This is a genomic window from Leifsonia naganoensis, assembly GCF_013410615.1.
Lineage (GTDB): Bacteria > Actinomycetota > Actinomycetes > Actinomycetales > Microbacteriaceae > Leifsonia > Leifsonia aquatica.
In genome coordinates this window covers 1,947,916-1,970,155 of sequence record NZ_JACCHJ010000001.1, presented here as the reverse complement: position 1 = coordinate 1,970,155, position 22,240 = coordinate 1,947,916, and the positions used below count along the sequence as shown (strand labels likewise).

Below are 22,240 nucleotides of genomic sequence, written 5' to 3'. Positions count from 1 at the left end.
GACCGGCCCCGCGAATGCTCGGCCCCTCCTCGGATCCGCTTCGGACCCCTGCTCATTCAAGCGGATGGACGGCCGTCCATCGCTGAGATTCGTCCGACGGAATCTGCGCGTCCGCTCAGAACGGCCGATCGTCCGGAGCCGACGGCCGGGCCTCCGCCTCCAGCGCCCGGTACAGCGTTGACACGGAGCCGAAGCCGACGCTCCGGGCGATCTGCGCGGCCGGCATCGACGGGTTGCGGTCGCGAAGCGCCCTCGCCTCCCGGGCGCGGGTCGCCCGCACCTCTCCCGCCACCGTCGTGCCTTCCGTCGCGAAGGCGGCCTGGAGGCTGCGCGGCGACACCTCGGCGAGTTCGGCCAGGCGCGGCACCGACAACCGGGCGTCCGCATGGTTCTCCACGATGAGGCGCATCGTCCGCGAGAACAGGGTGAGCTCGCTCGGGTCGCCCTCGGCGATCAGCCGCGCGAGCGCACGCCCCACCTCCATCGCCACCGAGCGCAGCGGGCCGACGATGAGCGAGTTGCCGACGGATCCCGCGCTGAGGGAGGTCGCGAAGGCGAGCAGCGGTGCGAGCACGTTCGCGGGCACCTCCGGTCGCGTGGAGCTGCGCCCCCGCCGTACATCGATGTCGCTCACCAGCGAGGCCGGGGCGCTGATGTAGAGCACCTCGTTGAGGTCGTCCAGCGTCTCGAACGTGAGCGGGGCGTCGCCGGGCGGGACCAGGAACATCCCGGGGCGACGCTCGATGATCGTCGAGGAGGAGGTCACCGCGATGCGCCCGCTGATGCAGAGGATGACGGCGGCGCGCGTGAGCGACAGCGCGTCGCGCGGCCATTCGACGAGCGCGCGCGGCAGTGTCGCCTGGGCGAACGTGAGCTCGGGGAAGCGCGTCATCCGGATCCGCAGGCTGTCGGACTCCTCCAGCCGGACGATCCTCAGGTTCGCGGACGTCAGATAGTCCGCCAGGGCCGGGTTCGCCTCCACCGCCGCGATGCCCCGGACGGCGAGCCGCAGTCCCTCCACGGGTGGCATCGCATCCCACCTCGTTCGCCGCGACGTCACCGTGCTCCTCCGATCCCGGGTCTGGTCCCAGTGAACCACCGGAAGAGCGGCTCGCAAATGCGGGAGACGTAGAGGCCGAACCGTCCTCGACGCGAGCAGAAACCGCAAGCGGACTCGCAGAACGCGCAACCCGCCTCTCCGCCGACGCGACACTGGCGAAACTCGGTCGCACAGTCGGCCATCCAGCGAAGGAGCAGCCCATGTCGGATCCACCCGTGACCTGCACGCTTCTCGTACCGGGCTACGGTCTCGTGACCTGCGTCACCGAGATCGCCGCGAGCGAGGCGGGCGACGCACGACGCACCATTCTGCGGTCGGCCGTGGACGCGGACCGCCGCCGGGTGGATCAGCGCACGTGGCTCCGCATCGAGCGCATCCTCGGCGCCCGCTGACGCGATCCTTCACGCCTCGTGCGCTCAGTGGTCGATGTCGGTCACGTCGTGGACCCACGGCGAGATCTCGACGCCGGTCGGCTCCCGCTCCCCGTCGAAGCCCTGCAGCTGCACCCGGAACGTCGTACCCGGCCGACTGACCCTGGTAACGCGCGCTCGATTCCCGGCCGCCCTCGACGGGCGGCACGACGGCCGGCAGCTCGTCCTCCTGCGAGCGCTCTCCGTCGAACGGCGACGGCATCGCCGTGCACCCCGCCGACGCCCCCATCACCACGGCGAGCGCCACCGTCGCGGATACGATCCTCCGGCATTCCCTCATGCCCCACCCCCGCAACCCACCCTAGCCACCGGGGTAGCGTGGATGGATGCCGCTCTCCCCGTACATCGCAGAGATCCGAGCGCTCATCGGCGCCCGCCCGCTGCTCCTCCCCGGGGTCACCGCCGTGGTCCGCGATGACCGCGGCCGGTACCTGCTGGCGCGGCACACGCAGAGCGGGCGGTGGAGCCTCGTGGGCGGAGGGGTGGAGCCGGGCGAGGAACCGCGCGCGGCGCTCGAGCGCGAGATCCGGGAGGAGCTCGGCGTCGCCGCCGTCGCGGGCCGGGTGGTCGACGCGTGCGGCGGACCGGCCCTCGACGTCGTCTACGGCAACGGCGACCAGGTCTCGTATGTGACCGTCGCCTACCTGTGCAGCCTCGACGGGGCGCCGCGCGCCGCGGAGCCGGAGGAGATCGCCGAGGTCGGGTGGTTCACCCGCTCGGAGGTCGGCGCCCTCGATCACTTCCCCTGGATCGACCGGGTGCTCGCGGACGCCGACGCGCTCTGACGGGGGTGGTGCTGTCGGGGGGCGGTGGGAGACTGGGCGGCGTGCTCCTCGATGCGCTCGTGACCACCGCAGACACCGTCGCCGCCACGCGGTCGCGGCTGGCGAAGGTCGACGCCCTCGCCGAACTGCTGAACCGGCTCGCCCCCGATGAGGTCGCGCCCGCCGTCGGGATGCTCGTGGGCCGCCCGCGACAGGGCCGCGTCGGCGTCGGCTGGCGCGGGCTCGGCGCCGCGATGGGCGAGCCGGCCGCAGAGGCCACGCTCACCGTCGGCGATCTGGACGCGTTCCTCGACAAGATGCTCACCCTCTCCGGTGCCGGCTCCGCCGCCGAGCGCACCGCCGCCCTGCGCGACCTCACCGGGCGCGCGACCGCGGCCGAGCAGGACTTCATCGGTCGCGTGCTGCTCGGCGAGATGCGCACCGGCGCGCTGGAGGGGGTGCTCCTCGACGCCATCGCCCGCGCCTCCGACCGCCCGGCCCCGAGCGTCCGCCGAGCGGCGATGCTGTCCGGGGATCTCGGCGAGACCGCCCTCCTCGCACTGACCGGCACGGCCGACGAACTCGACGACGTCGGGCTCGTCGTCGGGCGGCCGGTGCTGCCCATGCTGGCGGCGACCGCCGCGAGCGCGAGCGCCGCGCTCGAGACGACCGGGGAGGCGTCGGTCGAGTTCAAGCTCGACGGGGCGCGCATCCAGGTGCACCGGAACGGCGACGAGGTGCGCGTCTTCACCCGCACGCTCGCCGACATCACCCACCGGGTGCCCGAGGTCGTGGAGGTCGTGCGCTCCATGCCGGCACGCGACCTCATCCTGGACGGCGAGACGCTCGCCCTCGACGAGGACGGCGGACCGCGCCCGTTCCAGGAGACCATGTCGCGCTTCGGCTCCGAGTCGGTCGGCGAGACCGTGCTGCACCCCTGGTTCTTCGACATCCTGCACGTGGACGGCCGCGACCTGCTCGACGAGCCGCTCTCGGTGCGCCGCGCGGAGCTGGAGCGGGTGGCGGGCGAGCACCGCATCCCGGGCCGGGTGACCGACGACCCCGAGGTCGCCGAGCAGGTCGCCCGCGACGCCCTCGCGGCCGGACAGGAGGGCGTGGTCGTCAAGGCGCTCGGCTCGCCGTACGCGGCGGGACGGCGCGGATCGAGCTGGATCAAAGTCAAGCCGGTGCACACCTACGACCTGGTCGTGCTCGCCTGCGAGTGGGGATCGGGCCGGCGGCAGGGCCTGCTCTCCAACCTCCACCTCGGCGCGCTCGACCCGGACGGCGAGTACGGCGAGCCGGGCGGCTTCGTCATGGTCGGCAAGACCTTCAAGGGCCTGACCGACGAGATGCTGCGGATGCAGACCGAGCTGTTCCAGGAGATCGAGGTGCGGCGCACCCCCGGCACGGTGTGGGTGGCGCCGACCACCGTCGTCGAGATCGCGATCGACGGCGTGCAGCGCTCCAGCCGCTACCCCGGCGGCATCGCGCTGCGGTTCGCGCGCGTCAAGCGGTACCGCGACGACAAGACGGCCGCCGAGGCCGACACGATAACGAACCTCCGCGGACTCCTGCGCGGCACCCCGGAGTAGGCTCCGGGCATGACGAACAAGACCCCGCGCGAAGAAGAGATCCAGAAGACCGAAGAGGCGAAGGTCGCCGAGAAGGAGCGCCTGGAGCGCGAGGAGGAGGAGCGCCTGCGCTGACCCCCGCCACCGTTGTGTGACGCCGGTCATAGACAGGCGGGTGCGCTGAGCGCTAGCGTCCGAAGCATCCACGGAAAGGATGCTCGCGATGTCCACTTCTCAGCCTTCGGGTTTCGCCGCCTTCTCGCTCAACGGCAAGGACATGACCGGCTCGGTGATCAACAGCGTGCGCGTCGCGCTCGGGATCAGCGGCACGGTGGCGCTGATCATCGGCGTCATCATCGTGTTCTGGCCGAAGACCGCCGCGGTCGGCCTCACCATCCTGATCGCCATCTCCCTGCTCGTGTCGGGCCTGGCGTACCTCAGCATCGGGATCTTCGCCAAGGGCCTCAGCGGAGGCTCGCGAGCGCTCGACATCGTGTTCGGCGTGCTGCTCGTGATCGGCGCGATCATCGCCTTCGCGAACCTCAGCGGCACGACCGCCTTCCTGGCCGTGTTCATCGGCATCCTGGTCGGCATCGCGTGGATCGTGGAGGGCGCGGTCACCCTGGCTCAGCTGGGGGACTCCCCGTCGCGCGGCTGGGCGGTCTTCTTCGGCATCCTGAGCATCATCGCCGGCATCGTGCTGCTCTTCACCCCGCTGTGGGGGATCGTGGTGCTGTTCGTGCTCACCGGCATCAGCCTGATCGTGCTCGGCATCATCCAGATCATCCGGGCGATCACGTTCGGCCGCGGGGTCGCGACCCCCTCCTCGCCGGCCGTCTAGCGACGGTTCTCCCGGCGACTCAGGCGGCGGCGCCGACCGCTTCGGCGTACGTGTGCGTGCGGCCGATCGGGCACCAGCAGCCGACCAGGATCTCCTCGTGCGTGAGGGTGCTCTCGTAGACCTCCACGTGGAAGTCGAGCGGGTTGCCCAGCTCCTCTTCGATGGTGGTCGGCCCGGTCGTCGCGGTCTTCGTCATGGCTCGTCCTCTCTCGACGGAGGGATGCACCCCTCCACGAAGTGAGACGACGGTTCGGGCGATCCATGACGCGAACTGAAGCGAATCGGTTCGTCCGCCGTGCGCGAGGCAGTCGCGACGGGCCGCGCTCCGTGAGGGACCACGGGCCGGCCCGTCGACGACGGCGGCCGCTCCGCATTCGGGTTGTCGGAGCGGAACCGGGGCGAGTGGGGGCGCTGCGCGCCTCGGCCACCCGGAAAGAAGAGAGCCCCCAGGGGATGCCGACTGCTCCGTGTCGGGTTGAGACGTCATCGCTGTTCGGATTTCGTATCCACATCGCGGCGGCATCCCCGGGCTGAGACCACGCTATGGCCCCGCGGGCCGTGTCCTCAATCTGGAGGACAGAAACCGTCAATGGTTGACAGTGGACCCTGCGGTCTACCGTTCGTTTCGGCTGAAGAGATCCTCATGCGACACGGGCGTGTGGAGCAGCCGGCCCTCGGACGCGAAGCCGTGGCGCTCGTACGCGACGACGGCCCGCGGGCTCGAGTGCACGGTGACGCGTTCGAGCCCGTGCTCCGCGGCGCGTGCCAGGACGGCGTCGACGAGCCGGCCCCCGATCCCCCGCCCGCGCAGCCGCGGCACGACGTACGCGCACTGGAGATCGCCCGACGCGCGGTCGAAGGAGCGGGCGCTCGGCACCCGGGCCGTGCGAGCGAGCCAGGTCATCCCGATCACCACGCCGTCCGCGACGGCCACGAAGCACTCGTGCGTGGCCTGGTTGGCCGCCGCCCACTCGGAGAATCGCGCCGCGAACACCTCGCGCATATCGTCCGGCTCGCCGCCGAACTCAAGGAGGGAGTCCCAGCGCAGGCCGCCGGCCTCCGCCCACTCGTCCGGCCCGGCGGGATGCACGTCGACGTCGCTCATCCCGACACCCTACGACGGGCGGACGCCGCAGTGGCGCTGCGGGTCAGCGCTGCGACGGGACGCTACGCGCGGCCGCGGTTGCGGCGGCGCACATCCCGGGGCGCGCGGCCGCCGAGGAACGACTTGCCCGGATCGACCAGGAACCCCTGGCGCAGCGCCTCCCGGCCCACCAGCATCCGGAAGCCCATCTGGTCGCGGTTGCTCAGCGTGGTCTCGGCCTGCACGGTGCGTCCCGCGAGAGCGAGGTCGAGGAGGACGACGATCCGCTCCTCGGTGTGGCCCGAGGAGCTGCGCACGACGCGGCGGTCGTGGATGTCGCACTCGACCGCGATCGCATCCGCGTCGGAGTCCTGCCACGGGTGCACCGTGAACCGCACCCGGTTGCCGTCGAGCTCCTCGATGTCGAAGGTGTGGAGGGCCGAACTGCGGGCGCCCGTGTCGATCTTGACCTTGATCCACGGCACGCCGATGCCGGGAAGCCCCACCCACTCACGCCAGCCGACCGCCACGGTGTTTGAATGGAGGTCGTCAGCCATTCCCCCATCTTGGCAGGAGCACCGGTGAAACTCGCCATCCTCTCGCGCGCCCCGCACGCCTACTCGACGCAACGGCTCCGCGCGGCAGCGCTGCAACGCGGCCACCGGGTGAAGGTGCTCAACACCCTGCGCTTCGCGATCGATCTCTCGGGCGACGAGCCCGATCTGCAGTATCGCGGCAAGCTCCTCTCGGACTACGACGCCATCCTGCCCCGCATCGGCAACTCGATCACCTACTTCGGCACGGCCGTGGTGCGCCAGTTCGAGCAGATGGACGTCTACACGCCGAACACCGCCAACGGGATCACCAACTCCCGCGACAAGCTGCGGGCCAGCCAGATCCTCTCCCGCCACAACATCCAGATGCCGGCCACGACGTTCGTCAACAACCGCAACGACGTGCGCCGCGCCATCGAGCAGGTGGGCGGCGCCCCGGTCGTCATCAAGCTGCTCGAGGGCACGCAGGGCATCGGCGTGATCCTCGCGCCCGAGGTGAAGATCGCCGAGTCGATCATCGAGACGCTGCACTCGACGAAGCAGAACGTGCTCATCCAGAGCTTCATCCGCGAGAGCCGCGGGCGCGACATCCGAGCCCTCGTGGTCGGCGACCGGGTCGTCGCGGCGATGCGGCGCATCGCGAACGGCGACGAGTTCCGCTCCAACGTGCACCGCGGCGGCACGGTGGAGAAGGTGGAGCTGACGCCCGAGTACGAGCAGGCGGCCGTCCGCTCGGCGCAGATCATGGGCCTGCGCGTCGCGGGCGTCGACATGCTCGAGGGCAACGACGGCCCTCTCGTGATGGAGGTCAACTCGTCCCCCGGGCTCGAGGGCATCGAGCGCGCGACCGGCCTCGACGTCGCCGGCGCGATCATCGACTTCATCGACAACCAGGTCGCCTTCCCCGAGATCGACGTGCGTCAGCGCCTGACCGTCTCGACCGGCTACGGCGTCGCCGAGCTGCTCGTGCACACCAACGCGGACCTCGTCGGCAAGACGATCAAGGAGTCCGGGCTGTGGGACCGCGACATCACGGTGCTGACCGTGCACCGCGGCAGCTCCGTCATCCCGAACCCGCGCAGCGGCGTGCTGCTGGAGCCCGGCGACCGCCTCCTCTGCTTCGGCAAGCTGGAGGAGATGCGCTCGATGATCCCCGACCGCCGCAAGCGCCGCGCGAAGGTCCGCAAGCTGCCCAAGGAGCCGTTGCCCGAGACCGAAGCCGCGTCGTGAGAGGCGTCAGGCGCCGTCCCACCAGCGGAGGACGCGCAGCGCCCGCAGCGTGATCCAACGGCTCGGGTGTCCCTCCCCCTCGCCCCAGTCGTTCCATGCTGGGCCCTCGTGGTGGTTCTCGAGCCGCCAGAGGCCGCGCTCGTCGGCTTTGCCGCGCAACAGGTCGACCGCGTCGGCGAGGCGCGGATCGCGCCGGTCGACGGTGCGGAAATGCTCCAGCCCGCGCAGCACGTCGTGGTACCAGCGCACGGGATACGACAGCATCGTCATGCGCGGATCGGCGACGGCCCCCGTGGACCGGCGGCGATAGAGCCCGCGCTCGAGCAGGTACTCCTCGCCGGAGGCGAGCGCCTCGGCGACCGCGGGGTCGGCGCGGCCGGTGCCCCGCCAGGCGGCGAGGCCCTCGACCACGCAGATGGTCGAGTGGAACGACGAGACCCGGGCGCCGTACTCGGCCCAGCAGTTCCACGCGCCGTCGGCGAGGCGACCGTCGACGAGGGTGGCGGCGATGCGGGAGCCGTCCTCGCCGAAGTAGGCGGCCGCGGCGAGCGCCATCCCGTTGATGCAGGGCTCCACCTCGCCGTCGAAGTAGCGCTCGCCCGCATGCTCCCAGCGCACGTTCTCGCGGACGCGCGCGATCGCCTCCCGCACCTCCGGAGCGGCCGGGTCGACGCCGAAGTCGGCCAGCTGCTGGAGGACGAAGTGCGTGGCCGTCCAGGCGTCGAAGAACGGACGGCTCTCGTCGACCCAGCCGGGGCGGTAGGTGCCGCCGTCCCAGCGGCCGTCCGCATCCTGCGCAGCGAGGAGCTCGGCACCCCAGCCCTCGAGGGCGACGCGCGAACGCTCGGTCGCCACCTCCTCATCGGTCGCGTCCGTCAGGTCACGCAGGGCCTGCCAGCGGAGGGCCGGGTCGGCGTCGAGCAGCCAGTCGATGGCGGTCATGGCCGACATGGTACTCAGCCCGCGGACATTCGTGCCGAATGTCGGGAAACGGCGCCGCATTCGCCACATTCGGCGCGAATGCTGCGGGCGGGAGGAGGCGCGGCCGCGCTACCGCCGGGCGTTCTCGACGTCGAGGGCCGAGTACACGGCGCCCCCGCACTCCGTGCACGTGCCGCCCGCGGTCAGCTTGAGGGTGTCGCCGACCGTGCGGCCGATCACGACGATGCGGCCGCCGCAGCGCGGGCACGGCACGACGAGCGGCATGCTCGCGGGCATGCCACCGGGCGTCGAAGCGGGAGGCATGTGTGCCACTGTCGTCCCTCCCCGTGCCGTCGCGCAAGTCGGCATCGGGATTTTCTCCGTTTTCGTTGCCGCGACCCGCGCGCGTCCGGCAAGCTCGACAGACCACGACGACCCCGACCACGGAGGATGACGATGTCGTTCCAGGCGTATCTCGACAACATCGAGGCGAAGACGGGGCTCACCCCGCGGCAGTTCATCGAGCTGGCCCACGAGCGCGGGCTCGACGCACCGGGCACGAAGGCCGGCGACATCCTCGCGTGGCTCAAGGACGACTACGACCTCGGCCGCGGCCACGGGATGGCGCTGGTCCACGTGATCACCAAGGGCCCGCAGATCAGCAGCAAGCACGTCGGGACCGAGGGCACCCACTCCGACGAGTCCGAGACGCTGTGGCTCGACGGCGCCGCCACCAAGCCGAGCTGACGCGCTACTCGCCCGCCCAGACTCCGTAACGCACCCGCTGCAGCGGCCACTCCGACGCCAGCCAGCGCGGCACCGCCGTCGCCAGCTCGGCCTCCAGCGGACCGCCGGCCTCGGCATCCACGACCCACCAGCTCACGACCGCATCGTGCGCCTCGTCGTCCGCCTGATCGATGTAGACGCACCCGAGCAGACGGGTCTCGGCGTCGTCGAAGAGGGCGTAGTTGAACGACTCGTTCGTGCGCATCTCGGCGGCGTGGTGCTCGAGGTCCTCGAGGTCCTGCTCGCGCGTCATGCCCTCGGGCGGCCAGCCCCAGTGCTCGCCGTAGATCGCGAACAGCCGCTCGCGGGAACCCATCACCGCGGCCAGGTCGAGGTCGACGTCGCCGGGCGCGATCGGCCGCAGATGGTGGGTGGAGCCGACCTCCGCTCGCGGCGGGTGCTCGAAGGTGCGGGGAAGCCAGGGCATGCGCGTCCTCTTCTCGTCGTCGAGTGGATCCGTGGGGCGATCCCGTTCGGGGACAGGATGCCACGGATCCCCGGCGGATATCATGGCCGGATGACGGACGAGGAGGCTGCCGTCGCCACCCCGCACCGGCCGGCGACCCTCAAGGACATCGCCGCGCTCGCGGGCGTCTCGATCGCCACCGCCTCCAAAGCGCTCAACGGGCGGGAGCACGTGCGCGAGGAGACCCGCCAGCGCGTCCAGCGGGCGGCCGAGCAGCTCCACTTCTCGCCGAACACACTCGCGCAGGGGCTCTTCGCCGGGCGCACCGGCACGGTCGGGCTCATCACGAGCGACCTCGACGGCCGGTTCTCCATCCCCATCCTGATGGGCGCGGAGGACGCCTTCGGCGCAGGGAGCATGTCGGTGTTCCTGTGCGACGCGCGGGGGGACGCGATCCGCGAGCAGCACCACCTGCGGGCCCTGCTGTCGCGGCGGGTGGACGGGATCATCGTGCTCGGCGACTCCGCCAACCCGCGCGATTCCATCGGCCACGACCTCCCGGTGCCCGTCGTCTACGCGTACGCACCCTCGACCGACCCCGGTGACGTCTCCGTCGTGAGCGACAACCTCGGCGCGGGTCGCATGGCCGCCGAGCACCTGCTCGCCTGCGGCCGCTCGCGCATCGCCTACATCTCGGGCGACGTGACGTACGAGGTCGCCCGGGAGCGGGTCGCCGGCGCGGCCGCGGTGCTCGGCGAGGCGGGCCTGCAGCTCCTCGGGGGCGAAGCGCTCTACGGCGCGTGGAGCGAGGTCTGGGGGCGGGGTGCCGCCCGCACGGTGCTCACGCGCTTTCCGGAGGTCGACGCCATCCTCTGCGGGTCCGACCAGATCGCCCGCGGGGTGCTGGACGTGCTGCACGAGACGGGCCGGACGGTTCCGGACGACATCGCGGTGATCGGGCACGACAACTGGGAGCCGCTGGCGACCCAGTCGCGGCCTCCGCTGACCACGATCGACATGGAACTGCAGGAGGTCGGCCGGGTCGCCGCGCAGCTGCTCGTCGAGGCGATCGACGGTCGCCCCGGGAGCGGGTCGCACCGGGTGGCGTGCCGGCTCGTGACCCGCGACTCCACCGCACCCGCGGGCTGAGCTGCTCGGGCCGGATCAGGCGAGCAGCCGCTGCCAGTCGGCGGGGACGCGCTCGGCGGGGCCGGGAGTGGACTGGTCGAGCGGGTGGCTGTGCGGCGCGGCGAGCTCGGGGCCGCCGATGAAGCGGTCGGTGACGTAGTCCCAGAACCAGTCCTCGCCGGGCTCGAAGCTCTGGATCACCCGGTGCCCGGACTCCCGTGCGTGCGCGGTCGCGTGCTTGCCGAGCGACTGGTCGCAGCATCCGATGTGCCCGCACTCCGCGCAGCGGCGGAGGTGGAACCACCAGGAGCCGTCGCGCGTGCACTCCACGCAGCCGGGGCCGGAGGGCGGAACGGCAGGGTCGATGCCGTTGCGGCTGGTGTCGGTCATGGTTCCTCCTCGAGGTGCGGGCAGCGCGAGCAGGTCCTCCGCCACATGCCGAAGCTACAACGGTCGCGGCGTTCGCGGCAGAGCGGGATGTCGACAGCGGTTGCGACGAATGTCGAGTCGCGTGTCCCGGTGCTATGGTGCCGAAATGGCCCGACGACGTGAATTCGACGAGCAGACGCTCCTCGACGCCGCGACCGATGTCTTCTGGAGCCGCGGCTACGCCGCCACCGCGCTGAGCGACATCGCCGCCGCCAGCGGCGTCGGCACCAGCAGCATCTACGCCGCCTACGGCAGCAAGTGGGGTCTCTTCCTCGCCGCGTTCGAGCGCTACTGCGCTGACCGCGTCGCCATCGTGCGCGCCGCGGTCGCGAACGGCGACGGCACCCGCCGCGACGTCGCCGAGCGGATGCTCGCCGCCATCGTGGACGACTGCGCCGGGCAGCCCGACCGGCGCGGCTGCCTCATGCTGAACAGCATCGGCGAGCTCGCCGCCGACCATCCCGACGTCACGCGCATCAGCAGCGAGACGGTGGACGCGATGGAGGCCGCTGTGCGCGAGCGCCTGCCGCAGGATCCCTCCGCCGACAGCCTCGCGGCGCACATCGTCGCGCTCTCGCAGGGCCTCATCCAGCTCAGCCGGCTCGGCGTCAGCGAGCGGCGCCTCCGCAGCACGGCCCGGGCCGCCACCGAGGCGATCCCGGCGTAACCCCTGCCGACATTTGTGCCGAATGTCGCCTTTCGCCGCCCTATTCGCGACATTCGGTCCAAATGTGCGGACGCCGTTTTCGACAGTTGTCGAAGCGGGATGCGACGAACAGGGCTGCCGCGCCCCGTCGGCGCGGGCCTACGCTCCTGCTGTACGCACCGCATCGGAAGCCCGGAGCAGCGCCCGGGAGACAAGGGGTCGCAATGTCGGAGTCCAGGCACGTCGCGCAGCTGATCGGCGGCGAAGGCGTCTTCGAGAACGAGTTCGGCAGCATCACCCAGGTGACGTCGAGCTCCCTGCCCATCCTGACCGGGCTCTCGGTCAAGCGGATCACCCTGGCGCCGGGCGCCGTGCGCGAACCGCAGTGGAACGTCAACGCCAACCAGATCGCCTACGTGGTCAAGGGCACCGTGCTCGTCTCCACCCTCGGCAACGGCGACTCGTTCTCCACCTTCGTCGTGCAGACCGGCCAGATGTACCACGTCGAGTCAGGAGCGGTCTATCACATCGAGAACGTCGGGGACGGGGAGGCCGAGATCATCGCCGCGCTCCGCACCGACCGCCCGCAGCACTTCTCGCTGCAAGACAGCGTCAATGCGATGTCCGACGCGGTGCTCGGCAACACCTACGACCTCCCCTCGGCCGCGTTCGCCGCCTTCGACCGCCAGCACTCCTCGCAGATCGTGCACCGCGACGGCCCCGCGCGCATCCCGGACACCGCCGGCCTCCCCAACGCCCGCCTCTTCGACATAGAAGGCCAGAACGCGCCCCTGTCGTACGAGTGGGGCAAGGCCCGTCTCGCCCGCAAGCAGTTCTGGGCCGCGCTCGACGACCTCTCGATGTACGAGCTGCTGATCGGCGGCAACGGGATGCGCGAACCGCACTGGCACCCCGTCACCGGCGAGCTCGGGTACGTGCAGAGCGGCCACGCCCGCATGACCGTGCTCGACCCCGACGGGACCCTCGACACCTACGAGCTGCACCCCGGCGAGGCCTACTTCGTGCCCCGCGCCTACCCCCACCACATCGAGGCGCTCGGCGACGAGGGCATCCGCTTCCTCATCTTCTTCGACCAGCCCACCCCCGGCGACGTCGGCTACCGCGCCACCGCCTCCGCCTTCTCGCGCGAGGTGCTCTCGGCGGCCTTCAAGGTGCCGGAGCGGGACCTGCCGACCTTCCCGTTCACGCCGGTCGACCCGCTGATCGTGGCGCGGTCGAACCCGCGGGATCCGGTGGAGGGGGAGGGCTGAGGGCGGCTAGACCCTCGGCGGAAGTCCCGCTCGGAGGAAACGGGCGTGAGCCCTGTGGCTGCGACCGAGCCACCGCCCCAGGTGGTCCCCCTCGCTCGCATTTCGAAGGTACTTCGATGCCACAGGGCTCCCCCGTGTCCCCCTGTACCCGCCGCTCGCGCGCCGGATTGCTGTCAAGCAAAGCGCATCGCCGCAATCCGAGCATCCGCATTCGGTCGAATTGCGTGAGCGGACGGCGCACTTTACGTAGACCGTGCAGTCTAGCTACGAGGTTGGGCGTCCGTCGTGCGAATCAACCGGGCGAAATCGCGCACCGATGCTGCATCGCTCTTTGAAAGCTCAATCGGAGTTCTGCCTGCTCCGGGCATTGCTGCACCCCAATCAAGTAACAGCGCACCGGAGCAATACGTCAGAACCAGCCGGATAGTCACTACGAGACGCCCTGCCGTCGCTCAATTCTGTTGCGGGTGCGGGTATTCGTCGCCAATTTCAACGCTCGAGAAGGTTGACTCATCGACGACGATTTGGCGTTCGCCTTTGGCTGTGGCGACGGTAAGGACGAAGCTTGCCGACGACACCGCGAGCGGGCGCACCGGGTAGGTCCCAAGTGGCGCGCCTCCCAGGGTCCCGGATTCTTGAGCGAAGCGCTTGTTCGTGACAATTCCTGTCAGTCCTGGCGAAGGCAAAGCTCGGCGTCGGAGGACTTCCATTCGCCAGATCATCGCACCGGCAAAGACAGCAAACACTGCAAGTATCAGGCCGACATAAATCACGTGGATACCTCGTCTCCATCTGATGCGACGCCAAGGCACCCCGCCGAACCCAGCTAAAGCGCCGATTCTGTTTTCGCCAGCCCAACCCCATAACAAGGTGCCCAGAAGAACTGTGCACAGTCCCGTTGCTCCGATCAAAGCAAGCACCAGTCCAAAAGTGCCGGAGCGGCGGCGTACCCATCTCGAGAGAGATGTCCGAGTCACAGTAGCCAGCAGATCGACGCCGAAAGACGAATCCACATTCCCCGCTCCGCCCATAACCAAGTCTCCGGGAGCGATGACTTCGACGGCGAAGCGCGCCGAGTGTCTCGCTCACTCGGCGCGCTGCAACACCATGTGCGCGTCGGCAGACCAACGTTGTTGGAGGTTGTCGGTGAACGCGATCGAAAGCACCCGGTAGCCCTCCGTACGCGTATACGGCCGAAGGTTCCGGCAATGCTCACTCGCCTCGATAGCGAATTCCCACTCACCGTCCTTGAGGTATTCGACGAAGAAATCACCCGGTGGCAGCACCGCGAAATGGATGGCATTCGATGCCTGCTTCTTGTGAATCTTGACGATGACCGTGACCTCGTGAAAGGTGGACCCCGAGCGGTTGCTGACAACCACCCCATACACGAGCGGGGACGCGCCCCGATCGGACACCGCCCACGCAGACAGTTTCGACGCCTGAGCTTTCGCCTCGCGATTCTCCTCAGCCCGACGGCGACGACGATCAACCATGAGCTGCGCGCCAGCGAATCCCACCGCTGCAGTCGTCACCCACGTCGGGATGTCCCCCGCCCACTCAGGCCAGATCACTGTGTCTCCTCGATTTCTACTGATTGGCTTCGATTTCCCGATGGTGCCGACAGGAACCCCGCATCGGCGATGAGCAAGCGCCACATCGGCCCTAACGAGGGACGTTTCGCAAAGCCTGCTGCACTCATCAAACGGACCCATCCGTGTCGGGGACCGATAGGCAGGCTCGGACGCCATCGGACAACTGCTGCTGGTCTTTCTGCGACATCGGCCCGATCCTGTACCAGGACGGCGCCAGGGGACACAGCCTCATTTCGACATCGTCGATCCTGAGGGTCACGGTCGGCCAGTTCCGCATCCCCACGAAATACTCGCCCTTTCCGACCGATGCGATCCGGGTGGACGGAATGGCCCAGAGCTGCGTTGCTCGCAGATTCCCGTCCCAGATCTGGAACTCGGACGCACTGAGCAACCCCGTCACATTCCGCGGATCGAAGCACGTAGAGCGCGATCACTCCGACACCAACTATGGGGGTGCTGAAACGAACCTTGCGACGACTCATCTAGATTTCGCGAGCTTGGCCCTGCACCGACGCCTCCTGGACCAATAGTCCAGCACGGTCCAAGCCGCGGATCCACGAAAACAGATCGCCAGTGCAATCGAAACCAACGAGCGAGAAGCGAGCCCCCTGCTTTCCCGTTCTTCCGGGCAGTAGATCCTGCCACTCCCATATCTCATTCGCCTTCAACTCAACCCCACCTTTCGCGACCCCAAAGGATCAGAACACCTGTCTTCGTCCTGCTTGCGGCGACGATCCCCATTGCCGTCGAAGGCGTTGAATTCGCGACGGCATCAGCGCTGCGTCAGCGACCAAGAGGCCGCCAAGAAGGAGAAAGAAGACGTACGTAAAAAAGGTGCCCAGCGCGGCGGTGCCGAGCAAAAGGAAAGTGAAGTAAAGAATTCCCGCCCACGCCCGCGACAAGTAGTAGTTGTGAACGCCAAGGATTCCGCCCGCGATGAGAAGAACGTAACCCACAGCAGTCGAATAGCGTCGCGAAGCGCCTGATTCGAGCTTCAGTAGAGGTTTCAATCGCCATACAAGAAGCGACGCCAGAATGTACACGACCGCTGTTGGGATCGCGCGCCAGCCCAAGAGGAGAATCGCTAGGACGCTGAGGATGACGAGGATGAGAGCGAGAGTTACTGCTCTGCCGCTCCTCGCAACCAACTCACAGACAATCGCGATCGGCAGAGCGACCAACACGCCCGCTGAAAACGCACACCCCAACACGATTGGGACAATCAGGATGATCGCTTTGAGGTTGATGCTGCCCAGAACCGAGTTCCAGTCCAATACCACGAGTGTGATCGCCAGGCCCGCCGCATGTAGGGTGGCGGCCGCGATGAGCCCCCAGATGGCGAGGTTGAGGATCGCCACCTCCCGAGCGGATGCTGTAGGAGTTTGAGTTTTTTGCACGATTAGCTCCTCCAACGGGCCAACTGGTCCGCCCACAACTTATATTCGGCATCCTGCCAGCCGTATAGCGAATCGAGGAAAGATGCCACATCTTGCGAATCGAGATTGAGACAAGCACCGCCACCGACGGGCAACGAAGTCCCGCAGAGCACTAGACCAGGAACGACACCAATCCCATCCACCACAACGTCGATGAAGGCTATCCACGCGTCTCCACACAACTTGTTGCACTCAAGCCAGAGGCGCGCCCGTTGCTCAGAGTCTTTGAGATTCTTCGCGTCGACGCACTGTGGGCTCACGTATGGGCTGATATACCGCACCTTGCCTTCGGGGCACCCATGAGTGTCTGGTAGGTCGTTCTTGTCATTCGGCCCGTTCGATGTCGGCTTGCTCGGATTCGACGATGTGCTCGGCGGGTTAGAAGGCGGCATGTTCACGTTCGCCGACGCTTGGTGCGGCGGAGCCCCACATCCGAGCGGGAGCGCGTCGGTGCTGCCCCGCTTCGCGCAGAGATGCCCGTCGGGGTCCCAGTTGGTGATCGGGTTGGTGAACGCGTACTGGTACCGGGCCAGCGACTTCGGCTGCGTCAGCAGCCCCCGCCACGTGTCCGGGCTCGTCCACGTCCCCGTCGCCACGTCATAGCTGCGGGCGAACGTGTGGATCAGGCTCTGCGTCGCATCCTGAGCGTGACCGGTGTAACTCTCCGGAGCCGACCAACCACCCGTTTCGAAGTCCTGGGCACCCCAATCGTCATACGACGCCAGCTGGGTGATCGACCCACCTGTGACGCCGGCGATCGTCGAGCCCAGCCCATCCAACAGATCCCAGGTCGCCTCCCCGGATGCGGTGACGTGCTCGGCCAGGGAGCCAGCCGCATCCCGCACCAGCGTCGTTGTGCCCTGCGTCGAACTCGTCGACTGGATCAGAGAAGTGCCCGCGTAGACGTTCGAAGTCGTCTCCGTGCCGTACTTCGTTTCATCAGCACTCGACGCCTGACGGCCGAGACCGTCATACGCATACGACGTCGACCGGCCGTCACGAGTCACCTGTGTCGCCTGCCCGGACGGGTTGAACGAGAACGACGTCCCCACACCGGCCACCGACTGCGACACCCGATTCCCAGCACCGTCATACGAATACGACGCCACACCACCGGACACCCCACGACCCGAACCGGACGTGACCGACTGCGTCAGCTGGTTCGCGTTGTTGAACGACGCATTCTGGGAGAAGTTGCCGTCTTTCGCGGCCGTACGCGTCCACCCGGTCCGGTTGCCCGCCGGGTCGTAGCTGTAGGTGTTCTTCTCGCCGGAGGTCGTCTTCGAGGAGGTCAAGCGGTCCAGACCGTCGTAACCGTAACTGGTGGACGCCACCTTCGCGGGCGGCACCTCGGCCGACGGCACGCCAGGCGCCGGCCTCGACGGCTGCCCCGAGCTGTCCGTCACGGACGCGACCGGCGGCGCCGGGGTGATCGTCCGGGTCGCCTTCGTCACGTTGCCGTCCGGGTCGTACCCGTACTGGTAGCGGAGCGCGCCGCCGTCAGCCACCGGGTTCTCCGGCGTCGGGACGGTGCGGCCGTTCAGGTAGGTGTTGGTGTGCTTGCACATGCCGCTCTCGCCGGCGGCGGGCGCGGACCGCGTGCTGAGGTAGCCGGCGACCGTCGCACACTTCTCCGCCTGCACGTCGCTCGCGGCGAACGCAGCAGGCTTCGGAGACGGTGACGGCGATGCGGGCGCGGCCGCCGCAGGCGTGGTGTGGAGGACATCGACGACACGGTTCACGGCGTCGTACGCGTAGCTCGTCGCGACGCCGGTCGAGCGGGCGAGGTCGGTGAGGTTACCCGCAGCATCCCACGCATAGGTGAGACCACCCCACGGCGAGGTCTGCGAGGTGACCTTGCCCGCGGCGTCGTAGGTGTAATCGAGCTTCTGCCCGGTCGGCAGCGTCATCGACGCGACCTGGCCGGCCTTGTCGTACGCCGTGTTCAGATGGCCACCCCGCTGGTCGATCTGGGAGGTCGTGCGCCCGTCCTTGTCGTACGTCCAGCCGGAGACGCCGGTGGGATCGACGCCACGACTCCCAGCACCCAACGAACACGACCGCCTGCACGCCCCCGAGAATTCACGAGCGTCAGCCTGGCGGAGCCGGAGGACGCGCTCGATGCAGATCGGAAGGGTTCAGTACCTATCGGTATGGAATTGAGTAGACCGGACCTTCTAGGTCAGTACGGCGCTGGCCCAGCGGGCTGTTACCGCATCCGCGCACAGCCCCGGAACGCAGCAGCCCCGCAACCCCTAGCTCTCCGGGATCCAGATGCGCATCGTCGAGGGGCCGCGTTCGGCCCACTCGTTGTACGGCACGAGGGCGACGTCGGCGGGTTCGGCGGCGGAGCCGGCGGGGGCCGTCGCGTAGGGCCACGGGCCGTCGCCGGAGACGCGGTGCGCGAGGCGGACGAGCACCCGGCCGTCGGCGTCGCGCGGGGCGACCTCCGCATCCAGCACGGCGTCGTCCACGCCCTCCCAGCCGGCCGGGAGGTCGACCGACTCGAGCGCGTAGACGACGGGGCCGCGCTCGACGGCGAGGCTGCCGCGCACGGCGTCGATGCGGGGGTCGGCGCGCACGAAGTGCGGGGCGACGGGCAGGTCGAGGGTCACGACGTCGCCGGCCCGGTAGGCGCGGCGGACCTCGGCGTAGCCGGGAGCGACCTCCCGCGTCTCTCCGTCGACGGTGAGCGTGGCGCCGGTCGCCCAGGCGGGCACGCGGAGCTGCAGCGTCCAGGGCGCGGTCGCGTCGTTCTCGACGGTGACGGCGATGCGGCCGTCGGCCGGGTACTCGGTCGCGACGGTGAGCGCGACCTCCTGGCCGGTGCCGAGCACGGTGCGGATGCGCGCCGGGGCGTACTGGTGGAGCTGCAGCGAGCCGTCGTGGCCGGCGGTCGCCAGGTAGGCGTCGAGGCTGGCCAGCGTGCGCGCCACGTTGGGCGGGCAGCAGGAGACCTCGAACCAGGGCGCGCGCAGGGAGGCCTCGGCGCGCGGGGAGACGACGTCGGGGTCGGCGGCCTCGCCGGGGGTGCGGCGGTGGAGGGTGTTCGCGTAGTAGAAGGCGGTGCCGTCGGCGGACGGGGAGGTCGCGACCACGTTGTAGAGGGTGCGCTCGACGAGGTCGGCGTAGGCCGCATCCCCTTCGGCGAGCAGCATCCGCCAGCTGAACTGCACGGATGCGATGCCCGCGCAGGTCTCGGAGTACGCCCGGTCGGAGGGCAGCTCGAAGTCGTCGCCGAACGCCTCGTCCTGGTGGTGCGATCCCTGGCCGCCCGTCACGTAGGTGCGACGGGCGACGGTGTTCGCCCACTGGCGCCGCAGCGCAGCCGAGAGCTCGGCGTCTCCGGTCTCGGCCGCGACGTCGGCGGCACCGGAGGCGAGGTAGTTGGCGCGCACGGCATGGCCGCGCATGACGTCGGCCTCCCGCACCGGGATGTCGTCCTGGTAGTAGGAGCGGCCCCATTCGATGTCGCGCAGCACCCCCGTGCCGCGGCGCTCGACGAACAGGCGGGCCTGCTCGATGTAGCGGCGCTCGCCGGTCACGCGCCCGAGCTCGACGAGCGCGGTCTCGACCTCCGCGTGCCCGCAGACCGAGGGGATGCCGTCGGGGCCGAACACGTCGCAGACGAGGTCGGCGAGGCGGGTGGCGACGCCGAGGAGGCCGTCGTCCGACCCCGGACGCGTGCGCTCGCGGGCGACGGCCGCCTGGAAGAGGTGACCGGCGCAGTAGAGTTCGTGCCCCCATTCGAGATCGGACCAGCGGGCCCCCTGCCCGGGGCGGCCGAAATTGGTGTCGAGATAGCCGTCGGCCTCCTGAGCGGCGGCGACGCGGGCGACGGTGCGGCGGAAGCGGGCCTCCAGTTCCGGGTCGTCGTCGCGGCCGAGCTGCCAGGCGACGGCCTCGAGGTACTTGTAGACCTCGGAGTCGGCGAACTCGCGACCGCGACGGCCCGCGGGGAGCGCTCCGCTCGCCGCCAGGTCGAAGTTGCCCAGCCAGCCCTCGCGCTCGAGCCAGTGCGCGATGTGGGCGAGGGTCGCCGTCGCGTTCACACGCTGCCGGTCGGCCCAATGGCCATCGGTGATGCGCACCTCCCCCAGCCCGAGCGGGCGCAGCCGTCCCGTCGACGGGACCGCCGGGGCGATGGGAAGCGTGGCGGTGGTGGTCTGATCGAAGGTCATGGTCATCCCTTGAAAGCGCCGGACAGGAAGCCGCGCACGTAGTGTCGTTGCAGGAGCAGGAAGAGCAGCACGCACGGCAGCGCGAGCACGATCACGCCGGCCTCGGTAGCGCCGTAATCCACGACGCCCTGCACCTGACCGCGGAGGTTCGAGACCGCCAGCGGCAGCGTCATCCGGTTGGAGTCGTTGATCAGGATGAGCGGCGCGATGAAGTCGTTCCACGCGGCCAGGAAGGCGAACAGGCCGACGGTGATGAGCCCCGGCTTCACGGCCGGCAGCAGCACCCGCCAGAGCGCCCCGAAGGTGGAGCAGCCGTCGACCATCGCGGCCTCGTCCATCTCCTTCGGGATGGACTCGAACGAGATGCGCATCATGAAGGTCGCGAACGGCAGCTGGAACATGGTCAGCACCAGGGCGACCCCGACGAGCGAGTTCGACAGGCCGACGAGGTTCAGCAGCACGTAGAGCGGGATGAGCAGCGTCGCGTACGGCACCATCAGGATGGCCAGCGTGGCCATGAAGAGCACGTTGCGGCCCGGGAACCGGAACCGTGCGAACGCGTAGCCGCCGAACAGGGACACGAGGAGCGTGAGCAGCACGGTCAGCAGCGACACGAACAGCGAGTTGCCGATGTAGACCCAGATGCCGGCCTGGTAGTTGGCGAGGGAGGCGTAGTTGCCCAGGCCCCATCCCTCGGTCTGGCTGGTGCCGGCCCGCGGCGCGAGCGACGAGACCGCCGTCCAGATCAGCGGGTACAGGAAGATGAGGGCGAGGCCGCCGGTCAGCACCCAGTACGGGGTGCGGGTGGCGATGCCGAGCAGCCGGGTGGGCTTGCGGCGGCGGGCGGAGCCGCGGGTGTCGGCTCGCGTCGCGGAACCGCGGCCGGACTCCGTCTGGCGCGCGAGGGTGTCGGCGCTCACAGGGCGTCCTCCTTCTGGCCGAACGCGCGGATCTGCGCGATGTTCACGATGATGAGGGCGACCAGCACGATGACCGAGAGGGCGCCGGCGACGCCGAGGTTGTTCGGCCCCTGGAAGGCGACGCTGTAGATCAGCTGCACGACGGTGATCGTGCTGTTGTCGGGGCCGCCCTTGGTCAGGATGTAGAACTGCTCGAACGCGAGCAGCGAGCCGGTCACGCACAGCACGGTGGTGAGGGCGAGCGTCGGCTTCAGCAGGGGCAGGGTGACGCCGCGGAAGGTCTGCCAGCGGCTCGCGCCGTCGATGCGGGCGGCCTCGTAGACCTCCTCCGGGATGCCCTGCAGGCCGACGAGCATCAGCAGCATGTAGAAGCCGGCGTAACGCCAGACGATGAGGAACACGGTCGACCAGAGCGCACCCTCCGGTGTGCCGAGGAAGGTGAAGCCCCACGCCTTCATCAGGTCGGCGAAGGGGCCGGCGATCGGCGAGTACAGCACGTAGAAGAGGAGCGACGCCGACGCGAGGCCGAGGGCGCTCGGGATGAGGATGGCCGTGCGCAGGAAGCCCTTCCAGCGCGACGACTCCTGCACCAGCATCGCGAGCCCGAGGGCCAGGCCGAGCAGGATGACCGTCGTGATGACGGTGTAGAGCAGGGTGAAGCCGACCGACGCCATGAAGAACCGGTTGCTGAACGCCTTGACGTAGTTGTCGGGGAAGTTCACGCCCTGGTTGCCGCCGAGCAGCGGCCAGTCCGAGCCGGACATCTGCAGCACCAGCAGGAGCGGCAGGAGGAAGAGGAGGACGACGAACAGCGCCGTCGGGGAGGCGTAGAGCCAGCCCAGCCAGCGGCCGGAGCCGCGCTTGCGCGAGCGGGCGGGACGCGGGGGCCGCTGGGCCACCGTTGCACCGGCGGTCATGGGGAGCCTTTCGTCGGGAGGGAGGAAGGGGACGGGGCGGGCGCGCAGCACGGCGCCCGCCCCGCG

General features: G+C 69.4%; 24 protein-coding genes. 9 read left to right on the top strand and 15 right to left on the bottom strand.

The genetic code is table 11. From position 1 onward, the window contains the following. Window positions 1-115: 115 nt before the first annotated feature. On the bottom strand, window positions 116-1,030 hold the full coding sequence (locus tag HNR14_RS09605) for a helix-turn-helix domain-containing protein (RefSeq protein WP_179700853.1): 915 nt from the start codon (window positions 1,028-1,030) through the stop codon (window positions 116-118). Window positions 1,031-1,260: 230 nt separating this feature from the next. On the opposite strand from HNR14_RS09605, the gene HNR14_RS09600 reads away from it, so the two are divergent. From HNR14_RS09600 to HNR14_RS09585, 4 genes are all read left to right on the top strand, one after another. After that, entirely contained in the window at window positions 1,261-1,452 is a 192-nt protein-coding gene (locus tag HNR14_RS09600; protein ID WP_179700852.1) for a hypothetical protein, read from the top strand. 365 nt (window positions 1,453-1,817) lie between these two features. Next, on the top strand, window positions 1,818-2,276 hold the full coding sequence (locus tag HNR14_RS09595; RefSeq protein WP_179700851.1) for an NUDIX domain-containing protein: 459 nt from the start codon (window positions 1,818-1,820) through the stop codon (window positions 2,274-2,276). A 41-nt stretch (window positions 2,277-2,317) separates the two neighbouring features. Beyond that, window positions 2,318-3,850: an ATP-dependent DNA ligase gene (locus tag HNR14_RS09590; RefSeq protein WP_179700850.1), complete on the top strand. Its 1,533-nt coding sequence runs from the start codon at window positions 2,318-2,320 to the stop codon at window positions 3,848-3,850. Between the two features lie 202 nt (window positions 3,851-4,052). After that, window positions 4,053-4,670 (top strand): HdeD family acid-resistance protein, encoded by a 618-nt coding sequence (locus HNR14_RS09585; RefSeq protein WP_039921890.1) that lies wholly within the window; start codon window positions 4,053-4,055, stop codon window positions 4,668-4,670. Between the two features lie 19 nt (window positions 4,671-4,689). Here HNR14_RS09585 and HNR14_RS09580 read toward each other — a convergent pair whose 3' ends face one another. The 3 genes from HNR14_RS09580 to HNR14_RS09570 all read right to left on the bottom strand — a co-directional run bounded on the left by HNR14_RS09580 (window position 4,690) and on the right by HNR14_RS09570 (window position 6,311). Continuing rightward, a complete protein-coding gene (locus tag HNR14_RS09580; protein ID WP_179700849.1) occupies window positions 4,690-4,866 on the bottom strand; it encodes a hypothetical protein in 177 nt (58 codons plus the stop codon). Between the two features lie 417 nt (window positions 4,867-5,283). Further along, a complete protein-coding gene (locus tag HNR14_RS09575) occupies window positions 5,284-5,775 on the bottom strand; it encodes a GNAT family N-acetyltransferase (protein ID WP_179700848.1) in 492 nt (163 codons plus the stop codon). 62 nt (window positions 5,776-5,837) lie between these two features. Next, window positions 5,838-6,311 (bottom strand): ATP-dependent zinc protease family protein, encoded by a 474-nt coding sequence (locus tag HNR14_RS09570; RefSeq protein ID WP_179700847.1) that lies wholly within the window; start codon window positions 6,309-6,311, stop codon window positions 5,838-5,840. A gap of 24 nt (window positions 6,312-6,335) precedes the next feature. On the opposite strand from HNR14_RS09570, the gene rimK reads away from it, so the two are divergent. After that, a complete protein-coding gene (gene rimK, locus HNR14_RS09565; protein ID WP_021762618.1) occupies window positions 6,336-7,538 on the top strand; it encodes a 30S ribosomal protein S6--L-glutamate ligase in 1,203 nt (400 codons plus the stop codon). A gap of 6 nt (window positions 7,539-7,544) precedes the next feature. Here rimK and HNR14_RS09560 read toward each other — a convergent pair whose 3' ends face one another. Together HNR14_RS09560 and HNR14_RS09555 are read right to left on the bottom strand one after the other, a co-directional pair. Continuing rightward, window positions 7,545-8,480: a hypothetical protein gene (locus HNR14_RS09560; protein WP_179700846.1), complete on the bottom strand. Its 936-nt coding sequence runs from the start codon at window positions 8,478-8,480 to the stop codon at window positions 7,545-7,547. A 108-nt stretch (window positions 8,481-8,588) separates the two neighbouring features. After that, a complete protein-coding gene (locus HNR14_RS09555) occupies window positions 8,589-8,783 on the bottom strand; it encodes a hypothetical protein (RefSeq protein WP_179700845.1) in 195 nt (64 codons plus the stop codon). 132 nt (window positions 8,784-8,915) lie between these two features. Between HNR14_RS09555 and HNR14_RS09550 the strand changes: the two genes are divergently transcribed. Continuing rightward, entirely contained in the window at window positions 8,916-9,206 is a 291-nt protein-coding gene (locus HNR14_RS09550; protein ID WP_179700844.1) for a DUF4287 domain-containing protein, read from the top strand. A gap of 4 nt (window positions 9,207-9,210) precedes the next feature. On the opposite strand, the gene HNR14_RS09545 is transcribed toward HNR14_RS09550, so the two are convergent. After that, on the bottom strand, window positions 9,211-9,672 hold the full coding sequence (locus HNR14_RS09545; protein ID WP_179700843.1) for a GNAT family N-acetyltransferase: 462 nt from the start codon (window positions 9,670-9,672) through the stop codon (window positions 9,211-9,213). Window positions 9,673-9,762: 90 nt separating this feature from the next. Between HNR14_RS09545 and HNR14_RS09540 the strand changes: the two genes are divergently transcribed. Then, complete coding sequence (locus tag HNR14_RS09540) at window positions 9,763-10,800, top strand: LacI family DNA-binding transcriptional regulator (protein WP_179700842.1); 1,038 nt, start codon at window positions 9,763-9,765, stop codon at window positions 10,798-10,800. A 15-nt stretch (window positions 10,801-10,815) separates the two neighbouring features. Here HNR14_RS09540 and HNR14_RS09535 read toward each other — a convergent pair whose 3' ends face one another. Beyond that, window positions 10,816-11,169, bottom strand: a complete 354-nt coding sequence (locus HNR14_RS09535) for a UBP-type zinc finger domain-containing protein (RefSeq protein WP_021762571.1) — start codon at window positions 11,167-11,169, stop codon at window positions 10,816-10,818. Window positions 11,170-11,314: 145 nt separating this feature from the next. Here HNR14_RS09535 and HNR14_RS09530 point away from each other — a divergent pair, with 145 nt between their 5' ends. After that, the gene (locus HNR14_RS09530; RefSeq protein ID WP_179700841.1) at window positions 11,315-11,875 is read left to right on the top strand and encodes a TetR/AcrR family transcriptional regulator; all 561 of its coding nucleotides are present in this window, start codon (window positions 11,315-11,317) and stop codon (window positions 11,873-11,875) included. Window positions 11,876-12,078: 203 nt separating this feature from the next. Next, the gene (locus tag HNR14_RS09525) at window positions 12,079-13,125 is read left to right on the top strand and encodes a cupin domain-containing protein (RefSeq protein ID WP_179700840.1); all 1,047 of its coding nucleotides are present in this window, start codon (window positions 12,079-12,081) and stop codon (window positions 13,123-13,125) included. A gap of 452 nt (window positions 13,126-13,577) precedes the next feature. Here the strand turns inward: HNR14_RS09525 and HNR14_RS09520 are convergent, their stop codons facing one another. The 7 genes from HNR14_RS09520 to HNR14_RS09490 form a co-directional block, all read right to left on the bottom strand. Beyond that, on the bottom strand, window positions 13,578-13,898 hold the full coding sequence (locus HNR14_RS09520; RefSeq protein ID WP_179700839.1) for a hypothetical protein: 321 nt from the start codon (window positions 13,896-13,898) through the stop codon (window positions 13,578-13,580). A gap of 312 nt (window positions 13,899-14,210) precedes the next feature. After that, window positions 14,211-14,699 carry a hypothetical protein gene (locus HNR14_RS09515; RefSeq protein ID WP_179700838.1) on the bottom strand — a complete coding sequence of 163 codons (489 nt, stop codon included), beginning with the start codon at window positions 14,697-14,699 and terminating at the stop codon, window positions 14,211-14,213. Window positions 14,700-15,418: 719 nt separating this feature from the next. Continuing rightward, window positions 15,419-16,078, bottom strand: a complete 660-nt coding sequence (locus HNR14_RS09510; protein ID WP_179700837.1) for a TM2 domain-containing protein — start codon at window positions 16,076-16,078, stop codon at window positions 15,419-15,421. A gap of 41 nt (window positions 16,079-16,119) precedes the next feature. Beyond that, window positions 16,120-18,207: an RHS repeat domain-containing protein gene (locus HNR14_RS09505; RefSeq protein WP_218875004.1), complete on the bottom strand. Its 2,088-nt coding sequence runs from the start codon at window positions 18,205-18,207 to the stop codon at window positions 16,120-16,122. Window positions 18,208-18,411: 204 nt separating this feature from the next. After that, window positions 18,412-20,337 carry a glycoside hydrolase family 127 protein gene (locus tag HNR14_RS09500; protein ID WP_179700836.1) on the bottom strand — a complete coding sequence of 642 codons (1,926 nt, stop codon included), beginning with the start codon at window positions 20,335-20,337 and terminating at the stop codon, window positions 18,412-18,414. Between the two features lie 2 nt (window positions 20,338-20,339). Continuing rightward, entirely contained in the window at window positions 20,340-21,257 is a 918-nt protein-coding gene (locus tag HNR14_RS09495; RefSeq protein WP_021763507.1) for a carbohydrate ABC transporter permease, read from the bottom strand. Then, window positions 21,254-22,174 (bottom strand): carbohydrate ABC transporter permease, encoded by a 921-nt coding sequence (locus HNR14_RS09490; protein ID WP_179700835.1) that lies wholly within the window; start codon window positions 22,172-22,174, stop codon window positions 21,254-21,256. Before HNR14_RS09490 ends, HNR14_RS09495 begins: the two co-directional genes overlap by 4 nt. Between the last annotated feature and the right edge of the window lie 66 nt (window positions 22,175-22,240).

What these genes read in the sequence shown, in the direction of transcription:
- HNR14_RS09540 (WP_179700842.1), top strand. Translation starts at nt 9,763, where the DNA reads ATGACGGACGAGGAGGCTGCCGTCGCCACCCCGCACCGGCCGGCGACC.
- HNR14_RS09530 (WP_179700841.1), top strand. Translation starts at nt 11,315, where the DNA reads ATGGCCCGACGACGTGAATTCGACGAGCAGACGCTCCTCGACGCCGCG.
- HNR14_RS09595 (WP_179700851.1), top strand. Translation starts at nt 1,818, where the DNA reads ATGCCGCTCTCCCCGTACATCGCAGAGATCCGAGCGCTCATCGGCGCC.
- HNR14_RS09600 (WP_179700852.1), top strand. Translation starts at nt 1,261, where the DNA reads ATGTCGGATCCACCCGTGACCTGCACGCTTCTCGTACCGGGCTACGGT.
- HNR14_RS09585 (WP_039921890.1), top strand. Translation starts at nt 4,053, where the DNA reads ATGTCCACTTCTCAGCCTTCGGGTTTCGCCGCCTTCTCGCTCAACGGC.
- HNR14_RS09545 (WP_179700843.1), bottom strand. Translation starts at nt 9,672, where the DNA reads ATGCCCTGGCTTCCCCGCACCTTCGAGCACCCGCCGCGAGCGGAGGTC.
- HNR14_RS09500 (WP_179700836.1), bottom strand. Translation starts at nt 20,337, where the DNA reads ATGACCTTCGATCAGACCACCACCGCCACGCTTCCCATCGCCCCGGCG.
- HNR14_RS09560 (WP_179700846.1), bottom strand. Translation starts at nt 8,480, where the DNA reads ATGACCGCCATCGACTGGCTGCTCGACGCCGACCCGGCCCTCCGCTGG.
- HNR14_RS09605 (WP_179700853.1), bottom strand. Translation starts at nt 1,030, where the DNA reads ATGCCACCCGTGGAGGGACTGCGGCTCGCCGTCCGGGGCATCGCGGCG.
- HNR14_RS09570 (WP_179700847.1), bottom strand. Translation starts at nt 6,311, where the DNA reads ATGGCTGACGACCTCCATTCAAACACCGTGGCGGTCGGCTGGCGTGAG.
- HNR14_RS09555 (WP_179700845.1), bottom strand. Translation starts at nt 8,783, where the DNA reads ATGCCTCCCGCTTCGACGCCCGGTGGCATGCCCGCGAGCATGCCGCTC.
- HNR14_RS09580 (WP_179700849.1), bottom strand. Translation starts at nt 4,866, where the DNA reads ATGACGAAGACCGCGACGACCGGGCCGACCACCATCGAAGAGGAGCTG.
- HNR14_RS09550 (WP_179700844.1), top strand. Translation starts at nt 8,916, where the DNA reads ATGTCGTTCCAGGCGTATCTCGACAACATCGAGGCGAAGACGGGGCTC.
- HNR14_RS09535 (WP_021762571.1), bottom strand. Translation starts at nt 11,169, where the DNA reads ATGACCGACACCAGCCGCAACGGCATCGACCCTGCCGTTCCGCCCTCC.
- HNR14_RS09575 (WP_179700848.1), bottom strand. Translation starts at nt 5,775, where the DNA reads ATGAGCGACGTCGACGTGCATCCCGCCGGGCCGGACGAGTGGGCGGAG.
- HNR14_RS09490 (WP_179700835.1), bottom strand. Translation starts at nt 22,174, where the DNA reads ATGACCGCCGGTGCAACGGTGGCCCAGCGGCCCCCGCGTCCCGCCCGC.
- HNR14_RS09525 (WP_179700840.1), top strand. Translation starts at nt 12,079, where the DNA reads ATGTCGGAGTCCAGGCACGTCGCGCAGCTGATCGGCGGCGAAGGCGTC.